At 46.1% G+C, this 14,298-nt stretch carries 9 protein-coding genes; 3 read left to right on the top strand and 6 right to left on the bottom strand.

Annotated features, from left to right (window positions below; translation table 11 throughout):
• Nucleotides 1-15: 15 nt before the first annotated feature.
• Nucleotides 16-1,212 (bottom strand): HAMP domain-containing sensor histidine kinase, encoded by a 1,197-nt coding sequence (locus WCK19_RS10415; protein WP_342397312.1) that lies wholly within the window; start codon nt 1,210-1,212, stop codon nt 16-18.
• A gap of 372 nt (nt 1,213-1,584) precedes the next feature.
• Here WCK19_RS10415 and WCK19_RS10410 point away from each other — a divergent pair, with 372 nt between their 5' ends.
• Both WCK19_RS10410 and WCK19_RS10405 read left to right on the top strand, forming a co-directional pair.
• Nucleotides 1,585-4,512 (top strand): ADP-ribosylglycohydrolase family protein, encoded by a 2,928-nt coding sequence (locus WCK19_RS10410; protein WP_342397311.1) that lies wholly within the window; start codon nt 1,585-1,587, stop codon nt 4,510-4,512.
• 46 nt (nt 4,513-4,558) lie between these two features.
• Nucleotides 4,559-5,005, top strand: a complete 447-nt coding sequence (locus WCK19_RS10405) for a hypothetical protein (protein WP_342397310.1) — start codon at nt 4,559-4,561, stop codon at nt 5,003-5,005.
• Between the two features lie 99 nt (nt 5,006-5,104).
• Here WCK19_RS10405 and WCK19_RS10400 read toward each other — a convergent pair whose 3' ends face one another.
• From WCK19_RS10400 to mfd, 3 genes are read right to left on the bottom strand one after another with little or no spacing between them, the layout of a single operon-like run.
• Nucleotides 5,105-5,890 (bottom strand): hypothetical protein, encoded by a 786-nt coding sequence (locus WCK19_RS10400; protein ID WP_342397309.1) that lies wholly within the window; start codon nt 5,888-5,890, stop codon nt 5,105-5,107.
• Nucleotides 5,891-5,905: 15 nt separating this feature from the next.
• Nucleotides 5,906-6,100 (bottom strand): hypothetical protein, encoded by a 195-nt coding sequence (locus WCK19_RS10395; RefSeq protein WP_342397308.1) that lies wholly within the window; start codon nt 6,098-6,100, stop codon nt 5,906-5,908.
• A 47-nt stretch (nt 6,101-6,147) separates the two neighbouring features.
• On the bottom strand, nt 6,148-9,825 hold the full coding sequence (gene mfd / locus WCK19_RS10390; protein ID WP_342397307.1) for a transcription-repair coupling factor: 3,678 nt from the start codon (nt 9,823-9,825) through the stop codon (nt 6,148-6,150).
• A gap of 338 nt (nt 9,826-10,163) precedes the next feature.
• On the opposite strand from mfd, the gene WCK19_RS10385 reads away from it, so the two are divergent.
• Nucleotides 10,164-10,622 (top strand): hypothetical protein, encoded by a 459-nt coding sequence (locus WCK19_RS10385; protein ID WP_342397306.1) that lies wholly within the window; start codon nt 10,164-10,166, stop codon nt 10,620-10,622.
• A 3-nt stretch (nt 10,623-10,625) separates the two neighbouring features.
• Here WCK19_RS10385 and WCK19_RS10380 read toward each other — a convergent pair whose 3' ends face one another.
• The gene (locus WCK19_RS10380; protein ID WP_342397305.1) at nt 10,626-11,150 is read right to left on the bottom strand and encodes a hypothetical protein; all 525 of its coding nucleotides are present in this window, start codon (nt 11,148-11,150) and stop codon (nt 10,626-10,628) included.
• 392 nt (nt 11,151-11,542) lie between these two features.
• Nucleotides 11,543-14,275 (bottom strand): S8 family peptidase, encoded by a 2,733-nt coding sequence (locus WCK19_RS10375; RefSeq protein ID WP_342397304.1) that lies wholly within the window; start codon nt 14,273-14,275, stop codon nt 11,543-11,545.
• Between the last annotated feature and the right edge of the window lie 23 nt (nt 14,276-14,298).

Here is a 14,298-nt window from a genome sequence, read left to right as displayed (position 1 = left end):
AACCTGTGCTATAGCTTAATGTAAAGGAATAATGACTTGTATATTAGTTCCAACCCCTTCGATACTGGAAATAGTAATATCTCCTGAATGACGGTCAACGCAACGTTTGACAATAGCCAACCCTAAACCCGTACCGGGAATATTACCCACATTTTTGCCTCGATGGAAAGGCTCAAACAAGCGGGAATAATCATTTTGCGGGATACCAATACCCTGATCTTTGATATTGAAAATAATTTTATCCGACTCACATTTTAACTCAAAATCAACTATAGTGCCTTGTGCAGAATATTTTGTAGCATTGGTCAACAGGTTCCAGAGTATATTGCGTATTAATTTCCAATCTGCATATATATTAAAATCTGAACCTACCTGATTGAATTTTATCTTATGGTTTGACCCATCTACAAATTGCACATCTTCAATAAGCTTTAAGCCAAAAGCTGAAATATCGAATTCATAAGGGTCAAAACTTAGTTTATCTGATTCTGCTTTCCCAATAATCAATATATCATTAAGCAGGGTCGTCATGCTTGTTACACTTAACTTGATAAATCCAATATGTTTTAAGACTTTCTCCCACGTCCACTTTTCTCCATAAAATTCCATTAATTCGGCTGAAGATAAAATAGTGGTCAGGGGAGTGCGAAATTCATGCGAAACCAGCGAAATAAACCTGTTTCTAAGTTCAGTAAGCTCTTTCTCAGTTTCCTGTAACGAGTTTGAATCTTCAAATGTTTTATGCTCTATTTCCTTATAAATAAATTCAATAATCCCAAGCTGGTAGCCTGATTGATTCAACAATGGGATAAGTTTCATTATATAAGATTTATTCTCATATTGGAATTCTATTATCGATTCTTTTCTGATAAATATTTCTGATAAATACGGCTCTATTTTGGAATAAATTTCTGAAGGTAAAGCGTCTTTAATTTGCTTTCCAACTACATGCAACTCGCCTAAAGGTTTATTTAGAGTAATAAGCCTACCTTCGACCATCGTATAATTCAGATTATTATCCAGTAACGCCACCAGTTCAAAAGGCATATGCTGAATCAGATTTTTATATTGATTTGCCTGTACCTTTAAAGCCTCTTCTAACCTCTCATTTTCAAGGAGCGCACTTTGCAAAAGCACCCTTGTTTCATCCAAATTCTCCGATGTTGCTTTAGCAGCACAATTTATATTTTTTTCCTGCTCGAAATAGCTCATCACTTAGCCCTCAATGTATCGGTTCCGATGTGGCAAAGCAATAATCCGAATTTTACCAGACTCATAATTAATGCTTTCAGGTATAATTTTACTACATTTCTCGATTAATTAAATCGGTAATTTTTTAATTCTTTGCCTTACATAGAATCGATATATTTGCCGCCAAACACAGTTAGAAGCAATCAAAAAAAAACAAAAGCGATAGAAATAGCTATAGAATGTTTGGTAAAATGGTAATGTAAATTAAATATTTGGTTATGCAAAATCTGAAATGATATAGTAAAATCTATTTTTACAAAATATGTTTGCAATTCTTCAGCACATTAACTATCTTTCCACGAAAATTCAATGAAACGTTAATACGAGGACAACATGACAATATTGTTCTACCACAATGACGCTCCTTTCTACTGTTTCGCCAATTTTTCAAACTATGGCTTCGAGTTAGACGGACACTATTGGCAAACCAGCGAGCATTATTTCCAAGCTCAAAAATTTGTAGGTACTACATTATATGATGAGGTTCGCAATGTTGCTACCCCCAGACAAGCTTATAACGTTGCTCAGGAAAATAAGGACAAAATTCGACAAGACTGGGGAAATGTCCGGGATAATGTGATGCGAAAAGCGGTTAGACGCAAGTTTGAGGTAAATCCTGAAATCCGGGCTACCTTGCTAGGTACACAGGATGAGGAATTGATTGAAGCCAGCCCAAAAGATGATTACTGGGGTTGGGGCGCACAAGGTATTGGTCAGAACAAACTCGGCAAAATTCTGATGGAAGTTCGCGAGGAACTACGTTCAAACAGCCCTGCTAAATTTGCTGAAATTCCGATTCCCGCTTCTTATTGGGTTAAAGCAGGTCAATTTCTAGCAGGAGAATATCCGGGCGCAAAAAACAAGGAAGAAGCTAGAGCAAAGCTCCAAAATTTCCTGAAAGCAGGTATCAACTATTTCCTTGACCTAACCGAAGAAAAAGAACAGTTATCCCCCTATTCTACCTTGCTAAATAAAGAAGCCTCCAAGCTAGGCATAGCGGTAGAGTACAAGCGTTTACCCGTTAAGGATGTCAGCATACCCACTCACGAGTTTATGGTCACTATACTGGATACGCTCGATGCCGCTCTTCAAGCTGGAAAAAAGGTATATGTGCATTGCTGGGGAGGGATAGGACGCACCGGCACGGTAGTAGGCTGTTATCTGGCGCGACATGGCATGTCGGGGGATGAGGCGCTCGCCGAAGTGCGGAGGCTTTTTAAGACCACCTCGAAAAGTCACAAGGACAGCCCGGAGATAGACGCGCAGCGCAAGATGGTACGTACATGGCAGGAGCATGTCCCAACAATAGTTGCTGCTACCAATCCTACCAAAGAAGAAAAAGCGTTGGGTTGCTTGCTCGGTCTGATTTGTGGAGATGCGCTGGGAAGCACTGTGGAATTCACCACCCCAGAGCAAATAATCGCAAAATACGGACCAAAGGGACAAACCGAAATGCGAGGGGGCGGGGCGTTTAATTGGCAAGTAGGCGACTATACCGATGACGGGCAAATGATGTTAATGTTGCTGGAAAATTTGGTAGCCACCAATAATACGGATTACTTCTATAGGGTTGACACTAGCGATTTAGCCACTCGCTTTGTGGCATGGCTAGACTCGCACCCTAAAGATATAGGAAACACTACCTATGACGGTATAAGCCGTTTGAAAAAAGGTGTCCCCCCAGAAGAGGCTGGCGATGATAATCCCGATTCACAGGCAAACGGGGCGGTGATGCGTAGCGCTCCGGTAGCGGTGTTGTGGCACAAACCAGAATATCGTGATTTTTTGGTGGAAGGCTCGCTTTTGCAGTCGTACCCTACCCATCGCTCACGGGTAGCAGCAGGAGCAGCGGTAGTAGCCAATGTGATGATGGCAGAGTTTATCAACGGTTCTGACTTCGACACCGCGCTTGCTGCTGCAAAGAAATCTGCCAATGCGGAATGGAAAAAATATCTGGAGGAATGGGACAAGAACGGCAGACCACATCGCGGTAACAGCGGATGGGCAGTTTCAACCGTTCTGACCGCCCTTCACTGTATCCATACTACCGCAAGTTTTGAGGAAGCGTTGGTAAAAGCGGTCAATGGGGGTAGCGATGCCGATACCGTTGGCGCAGTCGCGGGCGCAATTGCGGGGGCGCTTTATGGAATAAACGCCATTCCTGACCGATGGAAAAGTGTTTTGAAGGACAGGGACAAAATTTTCCAACTTGGCAAAACCCTATTTAATATTGGAGAGAATGCACTTCCGGGTATTTACGGACGTATGGATGGTAGGTGGTTGCCTGATACTACAAAGCCCACGCTAGATTCCCGCTATCGGGGGGCATTACTAGGGGTTGCCAGCGGGGATGCCGTTGGCACAGGGGTTAATTATAACGCTCCAAACAACGTTACTGAAATGCTAGGCGGAGGTCCCTTTGATTTGAAGCCCGGTGAGTGGACAGACGATACCTCTATGACACTGTGCCTAGCAGAAAGCCTGCTTGAGTGCAAAGGTTTTGACCTGCACAATCAGATTAAATACTATCTACGTTGGTTTGATGAGGGCTATAACTCCTGTAAGGAGTATGCTTTTGACCGGGGCGGTACTATTAAGCTATCCTTCAAGCATTACAAAGAGAATCCCAATGCTTATGAGCCACATCCCGGCGCAGGCAATGGCAGCCTAATGAGAATTGCTCCAATCCCCTTGCTATATCGCAACAACGCGCTGCTAGCAGTTGAAATGGCTGGCGCGATGTCTCGCACCACGCATGGACTGGAGCAAGCCACCGACGCTTGTCGTTATTATGCTGGTCTTATCTTTGCAGCGTTAAACGGCGTTGACAAAGAAGAACTGCTAAGCGCGAATTATTGCCCTGTGCCGGGTCTTTGGGAAAAGCAACCTTTGCACCCTGAAATCGCGGCTATAGCGGAGGGAGAATTCAAACAAGTTGCGCCTCCTCCCATAAAGAACAATGGCTATGTAACAACCTCTCTGAAAACTGCGCTATGGGGCTTCTATCACGGCAAAGATTTCAAGGACGGGTTATTGAAGGTGGTGAATATCGGCGGAGATACCGATAGCACCGGGGCAATTTACGGGTCGTTAGCGGGGGCATTTTACGGAGAGGAATCTATTCCCGAAAACTGGCGGCAGAAATTGGCAATGAAAGATAAAATCCAGAAGCTGTCAGAAGACCTTTACCAACTTGCCGCGCAGAAGGGCGCTTATCTTACGAAAGCGGAAACTCTTTTTTTGGATAATTTTGTAAGTTGAGCTTGAAACAAACGAATTAACTGCCTTCAAAATTGGAGTTATTTCTATGCTTGGAAAACAATCTAATGATAAAACTGAAATTATTCTATGCCTATGGTATGTGCGTGATGAAGAAGGTCTGATCTATTCGCTACGCGCTCGCTTATATGCCTACTCTGGTACGGATCAAGAGAAGTTGGCTTTTCTGCAAGAACGCGCACTGCTAGATTATTTGGTAGCAGATCCATTTGAAATACCTAAGCGATTTCATGTTACTATCCATTCTCCGGAAGGGCAGAAATGCTATCCGGTTGCCTATGTTGCTATGGTAACTGATCCAGATAGCCCACTTATTCTTTTTGAAGACGCTCTCAAAGAGTTGGATAAGCGTCTTCCATCTCAAACTACTCTACCTATTCCAGAAGACCCTTTATTTTGCATGACACCTTTGATGCAAAATCGGCAGGGCGTTCTTAAGCCGCATATTGAGGGATACCAAAAGTTTACGCTATAGAAGTGTTAGTATTTTTAGAACTCTTGAACGATGCAAAATGTTATTAATTTGTAAGTTGAGCTTGAAACAAACGAATTAACTGCTGTTTAGATATGCTGTTCACTGCATTTTGCCTTCCAGCGCGTCCATATCCGCCATAATCTCGTTGAGCATCATGCGCTGTGGGCTGCTGAGATTGACTTCCGCTTGTCCATGCAACTCTGCGATTAACTTCTCTTGCGCTTTTATTTCTTCCGGCTGAATCACACCGTCTGCAATAGCGGCTTGCCAAGTGGGCATGCGCGAATAGGTGGCGAAGAAAACCTGATGCGCCGATTCCGGGTCAAACCAACTTGAGCGAGGAGGAATGAAGCCCGGTTCGGGCCATTGCGCCGAGGGCAACCCCTGTGGCGCATACCCTGTCTGGTAATAGTTGCTGGGTGGCGGAGGTGGTGGAATTGCCATGCCTTGATTTTGCCATAACGGAATGGCGGGGGCGTAGGTAGGAAACCGTCCCGTTCGCTGATAAATATAGGTGTTCAGGAAAGAGCTTGCATCGTCATCCAATTTGCTTTGCTGCCATGCACCCACAATAGCAGTAACCAGCAGCGGTTGGAAGAATAAAAGCCCAACCGCGCCGCTGACAAGTTTATCACCCCAGATACCGCCGCCGAACTCCACCAACATTTGCCCTTCTTGAGGCTGACTAAAGGCAACTGTAAGAGCCAGCGAAAGCCCGAAAATGCTGCGCCCTAGGCTTTCCTTGTGCGCGTCCACAAAAATACGCCCGATTGGGTCAGTATATACGTAGGTGCTAAAACCCTGCGACTGAAACCACTGAGCGGCAACGCCAGCCAATTCGGGTACTGGAAGCCCGTTTGTGCCAAAAAAACATGCCTGAGCCATTTTTTGCGCCTCCCTTTATGCTTGACTCGGTCTGTCGCTAGTGGCGGCAGGGGTATTGGGATAGGTTCGCATCGCAGTTAATACGCCACGTTCGGCAAACAAGCGAGTCAGCAATTCATGTTGTTGGTCGTTCAAAGTCAATTCAAGCTCGCGCAACTCCCGATTTATTTTTTCTACCAGCGCGGTATATTCGCTCTGTTCTTCATTCATTAGGATTCTCCCTTCATATTTTTCACTGCTTTATGCCCCATCGCTTTTTATCCGGTCAGTTCTTCTAAAAGCTCTTTCAAACGAGTTTGCCAACTATTTTTAAGAATACGGGTATTCAACCGCATCTGATTCGGGCTAATCCGCAACGCCTCGCCAAATTCTTTCATCAGGCGGCGCGAGTCAACGTTAGCGCGTCCGGTGGGATGTGGCTTTGTACTTGCCTGTGATTGTTTTGACACTTTCCGGCGCATTTCTGTTTCAAGAGTTGGGGCAAACCAGCGCAAGAAAATTTCGCCTTCTTGCTCGATAATGCTTTCGATGCCAGCCCTGATTGCCAACACCTTGATGTCGAGTAAGTAGATGAGGTTTCGGGCGGGTTCGGGCAACGCGCCGAAACGCTCTTCCATTTCGCGCATAAGCTCGCGAATCTGGGTTGCAGATTTGAGCGGCGCTGCCAATTTACGATACATATCAAGGCGAATCGCTTGATCTTGCACGTAATCTTCGGGGAGGAAAGCAGGAAGCGGCAATACCAGCGAAACGGTGGGCGCATCCACCAGCGCCTCGATTGGACGCACTTCTGCCCCTTTCGCCTCCTCAATTGCTTCTTCCAGCAAACGCACGTAAAGCTCGAAACCTACCGCACTGATATGACCGCTCTGTTCTGCGCCGAGCAGGTTGCCCGCACCCCGTATTTCAAGGTCGCGCATGGCGATTTTGAAACCTGCACCTAGTTCTTGCGTTTCCAGCATGGTATCAAGCCGCTTCTGTGCCTCTTCGGTCATAACCGTACCGGGTTTGTAGAGAAAGTAAGCATAACCCCGATTCGCGCCACGCCCCACGCGTCCTCTAAGCTGGTAAAGCTGGGCAAGACCGTACATGATGGCGTTATCAATTATGAGGGTATTGGCGTTCGGGATGTCTAGCCCCGATTCAATGATAGTGGTACAGACCAGCACATCCGCTTCTCCGTCGGTAAAATCTAGCATCATGCGCTCAAGTTCATGCTCTTCCATCTGCCCGTGACCCACGATGATACGGGCGTTAGGCACCAGTTCCTTGAGATGGTGTGCTACTTGCGCGATGGATTGCACCCGATTATGCACGAAAAAGACCTGCCCCCCGCGTTCGAGTTCGCGCAAAATTACTTCGCGTACTATTGAATCGTTATAAGCGGTGACGTAGGTTTTTACGGGCAGTCGCGCTTCGGGGGGCGTTTCAATGACGCTCATATCGCGAACGCCCGTGAGAGACATATAAAGGGTGCGCGGAATCGGCGTAGCGGAGAGGGTCAACACATCCACTTCTTGCTTGAGTTGCTTGAGCCGTTCCTTATGCTTAACACCGAAACGCTGCTCCTCGTCTATTACCAGCAAACCAAGATTTTTAATAGAGATGTCTTTTTGCAATAGGCGATGTGTGCCGATTACGATGTCCACTTCGCCGCGCCGCAACCGTTCCACCACCGCTTCTTGCTCTTTTTTGCTACGAAAGCGCGAAAGTACCTCAATGTTGGTGGGAAATCCGGCAAGGCGTTGTTTGAAAGTTTGGTAGTGCTGTTGCGCCAGAATAGTAGTAGGCACTAGCACCGCCACCTGTTTACCGTCCACTACCGCCTTGAACGCGCCTCGCAAAGCTACCTCCGTTTTGCCGTAGCCGACATCCCCGCAGATGAGGCGATCCATCGGATGCTCGGATTCCATGTCCGATTTCATATCGTTAATAGCGCGTAATTGGTCGGGCGTTTCGGTATAAGGGAAAGCATCCTCCATCTCGCGCTGCCACGAATTATCGTTGGAATAAGGGGTGCGCTGGCGGATGGCGCGTTGGCTGTAGAGTACCAGCAATTCTTTGGCAATGTCCTCAACTGCGCTGCGAACCTTGCGCTTGGTGCGTGTCCACTCACCGCTACCCAAACGGTGCAAAGTGGGGTGCGCCAAACCGGGTGAGCTAAAGGGCAAAACCCGGTCAACCTGCTCGATTGGGACATAAAGTTTATCGTTTTCGGCATATTTCAGGAACAAAAACTCGCGCTCCACCGCGCCGGGTTGTCCGCCTTCCGGCTTGAAAGTAACCAACCCTTCGTAACGGGCGATGCCATGCTCAACATGTACCACGTAATCGCCGGGCTTGAGTTCACGCAGGAAGGCTTCGCGTTGACTCTGGGTGCGCCGTGTTCCTTCGGCTCTTTCGGTGCCGCGCCGAACCTGCTTACTCCAGCCGTATATCTCGCGGTCGGTCAGTATCACCGCTCCCAATTCAGGCGCACGCCAACCTGATAGCAAACCGCCCGCCAGCAAATTAAAAGAGCCGGGCGAGGGCAGATTGGCGAGGGTATTTGCGCTACCTTTCTTTTGCAGCACCGGAAACATGTCATTATCCTCGAATTGTTCCAATAAGCGTTCGGCTTGCTGACTTACGATAACCACGCGCTGCCCGGTTTTGAGATATTCGGCGGTATCTTCTAATAAACGTTCGGTTTGTCCGGCATATTCAGGCGGATTGCGAAAAAATTCCAAATTGGTTGAATAAGCGCTAGGAGCGGGCGTGTAAGAGGGACGCGCCACTTCAAAAAGACGGTCATCCGCTTCATCGTCACGCTCTACGTTTAGTTGGGTGAAAGCTGACACGCAACTTTCCAGTTCGGCGCGATTAAAGTAAGGACGCAATAACCCGGTGGGCATTTCACCTTGCCGCTCGAACTCGGCGCGTAAAGATTCTGCTTGTCCGGCAAGTTCTTCCACCGCAAACTCAAATTGAGCCGCGCCGTCCATTATTACTAACGTACCGTTCGGAAGATGCTGCGCCAAATTGCTCAACTGCTCGTTCTCGCCGAAATAGGGCATAAACTGTTCGATACCTTCGAAATAGTCGCCCGAATCGAGACGGTTAAGGATGCGCTGCCATTCCTCTTTTACTTCGCTGCGTAGCTCGCCGGTTTCAATATTCGCAAGCTGCGCGAGGACCGAAGCCGAACGCCACAGCGGTACTTCACCGGGTGGAGTTACGCCAAATTGTTCAATCTGTTCTCGGCTGCGTTGGCTGGCGGTATCAAACAAGCGCATACTTTCAAGCTCATCACCGAAAAGCTCAAGCCGCACCGGGTCGGCGGCAGCGCTGGGAAAAAGGTCGAGGATGCCACCCCGTTTCGAGAATTGTCCGGGACGTTCCACCAATGACTCGGCGCTATAGCCTATGCGTACCAGTTGCCGCAATAGCTGATTGAGTTCTATGCGCTGCCCTTTTTTGAGAGTAAAACTAGCGCTTCGGAAATCGGCAGGTGAAATCGTAGGCAGCATCAGGGCTTTGGCGCTACTAACCACTACAAACTGCGCGAGTTCTTGCATGGTAGCGTAATGCAAGGCAGATAGGGTAGAGAGCCTACCCGCGCTAATATCAGGGTCAAGCCCGATGCGCTCGTAGGGCATTGTATCGGGCGTGTGCCAATTTAAAACGCTTTTAGGAGTTTGGCTGTAAAGTGAAATCTGCTCTGCCAGCACACGCGCTTGCGCCGGACGTGCCGCTATTACCAGCAACGGGCGTTTGAGATATGCTTGGAGGGCGGCATAGAAAAAGGGGCGTGCTGCCATACTAAGCCCGCCCACTTTTACCCGCGCATTTTCAGTGGATAATTCGGCAACAAGACGCTTGAACGAGGCTGTATCGGTAATTAAGGGTAAAAGACCCGCCAGATTTAGTGACACTTTGAGCCTTTCAAAACTCACGATTCCAGAGCTATTCCCGATTAAAGATTATAGCATGGCTTATTCTAGTAATCTTACCTGTGCCTGCGCCTTACTTCTCATAACAGGGTAGTTGCAAGTTCGGAAAGGTGGTGCAGGCGAATTACCTTTTCCGAAATCCTCTCAAACTGTCGAGGGGGTAAAAATGCGGTTTGTGATAGAATAACACAGCCAGTAAATAGCAGAAAATAAGCCTTAAGTAAAGAGAAACCCTGCGCTGCAAATAGTATTATTTTTTTGTCACTTTACCGGCACTTTTTGAACTGATACGCGAAAACGTCATTTGCAATAAAATTAACAACAGAAGGAATTATAACCCGATGGATCCTTTAACAAAACTGATGGGTAGAACTGCGCTCCTATATCTGGCTTCTGGATTTGTTCTGGGGGCTGTGTTAATGATAGGCGAAACTCAGGGGGCAAGTTGGTACGGGGCTTGGACTGTAACACACGCCCATATTCTTTTTGTCGGGTGGTTTGTTCAATTTGCGGTAGGAATAGCTTTTTGGCTGTTGCCTCGCCGTAAAACACCAAAACAACCGCTTGGTTATAATGAGCGGTTAGGTTATTTAGCCTATGGCTTGGTCAACATCGGTATAATACTCAGAGTTATTTTCGAGCCACTATTTCGACTTGGCAAACTAGAGGAAGGCTTGGCTACTGTTGGCATGGCTGCCAGTGGAATATCAATGGCTTTCGCTGGATTAATTTGGGCAAGCCAATTGTGGGGACGGTTCTATAGGCGTTATTCCGCAACAAACCAAGCGGTCAAGGAGTAATCCCTAATAGGCATAAATTCTACTGGAATCAATCAACGGCACATCCAACCAGTTACATAACCTGTTTGTACCCGAAGAGACGACTTCTCGTAGGTGTTGTACATATAGCGTTAAAGACTCACAATTTAGAATCACAGGTTCTGTTATATCAAAAACCTTCCCGGATAATTCTGAAAAAAGTCTGATTTTTCCGGTTACGAGTGGATATTGAGCTTCTAATTGTACTGTCAGTTTTGACTCCATAACCAGAATAACCGCAGCTTGCTCCAAATATTGAAGATTGATGGGCAATGTTTCATAGGCTGTCAGATCCAATCCATAATTCTTCATTATATATTCAGCCACACAGGGCAGTAATTTTTTGTGAGAAGCGTGCTTAAGTCCGGTGGTAATCAGGTTTATCCGCTCTTTCAGTTTATTCCGCTCTATCATATCCTGAAGGAAATTACCTGCCAACATTGAACATGAAAATGTGGAATTACATACCACTAATACAATTTTTGAAAATTGGTTATTTTCTAATCCCATAATTTTTTATAGGTACTTATGTGGCTTAAATACCAACGACTCCCCCAACAAGCCCTTGCATTGAATCGGCAAATAAGTACATCTGGCTTTTTTAAAAGCTGATGAATAAAGGATATTTAAATAATATGTTGCAACTTATCCAAGTGTGGGATATATCAATGCAGCATTATAAAAGATATAGTATTTTTTACAACGTAAACTTTCTTTCTCTCTATATCTATTATAGTTCTTATTTTAGTAAAAATAAAGTAGTAATATGAGGGGTTTATATTAAAAATAATTTATTAATTTCATCCAAGATATACAAATAATCTACACATGTTATACATATGTGGAAAATAAAAAAACCGAATCCTGTACGGACTCGGCTTTTTTGTTATATCAACTTTTGATTAGGAACGGATACCGGGTGGCAAGTTGAAGAATTGGTTTGTAGCAACCGCTCGCACCGCTGCATATGCGTTGACTGTGCCATAACCATATTGGTAATCAAATTCTCCAACGCCTCTACCGGGAGCAGGTACTGCAGTAGCTATTAAAATAGCTTTTACCTGATCGCGGGTAAGCGTAGGGTTAACCGCCAACATCAAGGTTACTACCCCCGCTATGATTGGCGCACTGAAAGAAGTTCCATCTTCACAACCGAAATTGTTCAGGCGAATAGTGCTACAGATACCAACACCCGGCGCAGTTATGGTTATAGCACTGCCATAGCTGCTAAAGTAAGCTGGAGTGCCGAGCTTGCCTACCGCCGCAACAGATATTACACCCGGATAAGCTGCCGGATAATTGGGGTTATCATTGCCGCTATTACCGGATGAGGCAATTACAATTACGCCTTTATCAATGGCATATTGCACGGCTTCACGCAACACTTTTGAGTCGGTGGAACCGCCGAGGCTCATATTGATAATTCTAGCACCGTTGTCGGCAGCAGACCTGATTCCTTTGGCAATATCTTCATTGCGTCCTGACCCGTTAGCGCCCATTACCCGAACTGCCAGTAACTTACTCTTCCAAGCTACTCCAGCCCCGAATTGTCCGTTATTTCCTGTCGCAGTAATAATGCCAGAAACAACCGTACCATGACCATTAGGGTCAGCTTTAGGAGAACTGCCGTCAACAAAATCGAAAGTTCCGGCAATATTCGGGGCAAGGTCAGGATGGATAGTATCAACGCCACTATCCAAAACCGCAACAGTAACATCGCCGCCAGTGGAAATACTCCAAGCTCGTGGTACTTTTATAGCTTTAAGATTATATTGCTGGTTGTAACCGGCATCGTTTGGCGCAACCACCGCATCAGTATAGTAGTAATAAGCTGGTTCGGCATATATAACGCGAGGGTCGGCATTCAAACGTTCTAGCGCACCCGGCACTGCTGCGGGGTCAAGCTTTATTGTCGTCCAAATATCGCCCTGAGCAACATCCGACAAAGCATAACCACTCATAAAATCGCTTTGGATTGCTTGGACAGATATTTGAGGTTCCTTAAATTTCACTACCACTTCACCGGGCGCAGCCAATGGTCTAGTATATAGCGAGACCTTTTGGTACAAAGAGGTTGTATCATCTGCACCGATTGAGCTTGGCACAAATTGATTTCTGGCTAACGGACTCGAAACCGATAATCCGGTATAGGGTATTGCGCCCTGTGGAGGGTCAATCGCAATCGGTTGATTGTAATTTAGGTAGCTCAACGCCTCAGTGCTGGTAGCATTACCGAGCTTTGATACCGTATTCCGTTGCAATAAAACGCCTGTAACCGCCGAAATAAGGCGAGTACGCTCCTGTTGAGACCCATCCAACTGGATGCCGGTATTAATCAGGGTTTTAGATGCTTCATTGCCAACTTTAGTATCCTGCCCAATCTTGAAATCAAATGAGTTATCATTCAAACTTAATTGCGGATAATTGGGCCACCTTAACGGCGCTATCAAATCTACATATTGCCAAGTCCCAAGCTGCTTGTTGTTAACAAACAAATTGAAATATATTCGACTTTCAATCTGAATATCCAATTCATAGGCTGGTTGACCCTGATAAGTACCATATATAGTAGTACGCTGTTTATTTGGTTTAACAAATTCGTCAACCTGTGTTAGCTGATTATTAACCCGTCGTTCTAACCTTAACGACCTGACCGAATTCATACTTCGGGTATATTGATTGTAAAGTTGCAAGCCGGGGGTATCTTGAGGAGCTTCCGGTAACGGGTCAGCCGCAGGTACAGGTTGCGCCGCGCTATACCGCCACTGAAAGTAGGCGCGTCCTAGATTTCCCATCTCAACCTGAAATTCGGGCGGATTGTTGGGAGTATAGGTAAGCAAGCGGCGTTCAAAAGCCTGTATCAATACCGATTGCTCTTTGCCTGCTACCGTTACTTTCACCCAGTAAGCTTCAGAGATAGGATGTCCAAATACATAAAGCGGATTGTAGAGTGGCGCTGTAACTGTCTTTCCGTTTACCACTACCTGCCCGCTGCTATCCATAAATTTCTGGAACACATCCGCGATATTATGCCCGGTGGCATTGTCATATTGTACATATTTTACTTGGCTGAATGGCGCGAGGCTATTATCAACCTGCCCGCCCTTTTTAAGGGTAGCGCCCGCCACCTTTCCGGTCATATCGTTGGATTTCCAACTGCCATCGAAACTAACTAACTCTTTTAAGGAAGCATATGTAGGCGAATCGGCAATAAGCGGGGGATTATCTCCTGCCAGCACAACATCAGCAGGCTCACGTGCTTGTAAATCTGAATCGCCAAGCTGAGTTTGCCCGGTAATTAATTCGCGTACCAACAAACCGCTGGTGGCATAAAAATCATTATTGGGGTCGGTAGCGGGATTATTAATCTCAAGCCGCCCTTTATCAAAATAAAAAACCTGTCTAGCTCCACCTGGAGACTCTTTATATGGTTCGGACTTAGTCTCAAAATAATTGCCCCATGTCCAGCTTCGCTTTACAGCCCCGCTCGCAACTAGCGCATCGGTTCGATCAACTATTTTCTGCACAGGAACAGAGAGATTGGGTAATTCGGCATAACTAGCGGTGGGGAAAAGCGTGGTAAAGATACTGAGCATCATAATGACTACCCAAGAGAGAGACAATTTCTTAATCATAAAGACCAAATCCTTTCTGGCGG

The organism is Candidatus Chlorohelix sp. (genome assembly GCF_037138995.1).
In the GTDB taxonomy this organism is placed as follows: Bacteria; Chloroflexota; Chloroflexia; order Chloroheliales; family Chloroheliaceae; genus Chlorohelix.
This window is presented reverse-complemented; position numbering and strand designations above follow the sequence as displayed.

What these genes read in the sequence shown, in the direction of transcription:
- WCK19_RS10415 (WP_342397312.1), bottom strand. Translation starts at nt 1,212, where the DNA reads ATGAGCTATTTCGAGCAGGAAAAAAATATAAATTGTGCTGCTAAAGCA.
- WCK19_RS10410 (WP_342397311.1), top strand. Translation starts at nt 1,585, where the DNA reads ATGACAATATTGTTCTACCACAATGACGCTCCTTTCTACTGTTTCGCC.
- WCK19_RS10405 (WP_342397310.1), top strand. Translation starts at nt 4,559, where the DNA reads ATGCTTGGAAAACAATCTAATGATAAAACTGAAATTATTCTATGCCTA.
- WCK19_RS10400 (WP_342397309.1), bottom strand. Translation starts at nt 5,890, where the DNA reads ATGGCTCAGGCATGTTTTTTTGGCACAAACGGGCTTCCAGTACCCGAA.
- WCK19_RS10395 (WP_342397308.1), bottom strand. Translation starts at nt 6,100, where the DNA reads ATGAATGAAGAACAGAGCGAATATACCGCGCTGGTAGAAAAAATAAAT.
- WCK19_RS10385 (WP_342397306.1), top strand. Translation starts at nt 10,164, where the DNA reads ATGGATCCTTTAACAAAACTGATGGGTAGAACTGCGCTCCTATATCTG.
- WCK19_RS10380 (WP_342397305.1), bottom strand. Translation starts at nt 11,150, where the DNA reads ATGGGATTAGAAAATAACCAATTTTCAAAAATTGTATTAGTGGTATGT.
- WCK19_RS10375 (WP_342397304.1), bottom strand. Translation starts at nt 14,275, where the DNA reads ATGATTAAGAAATTGTCTCTCTCTTGGGTAGTCATTATGATGCTCAGT.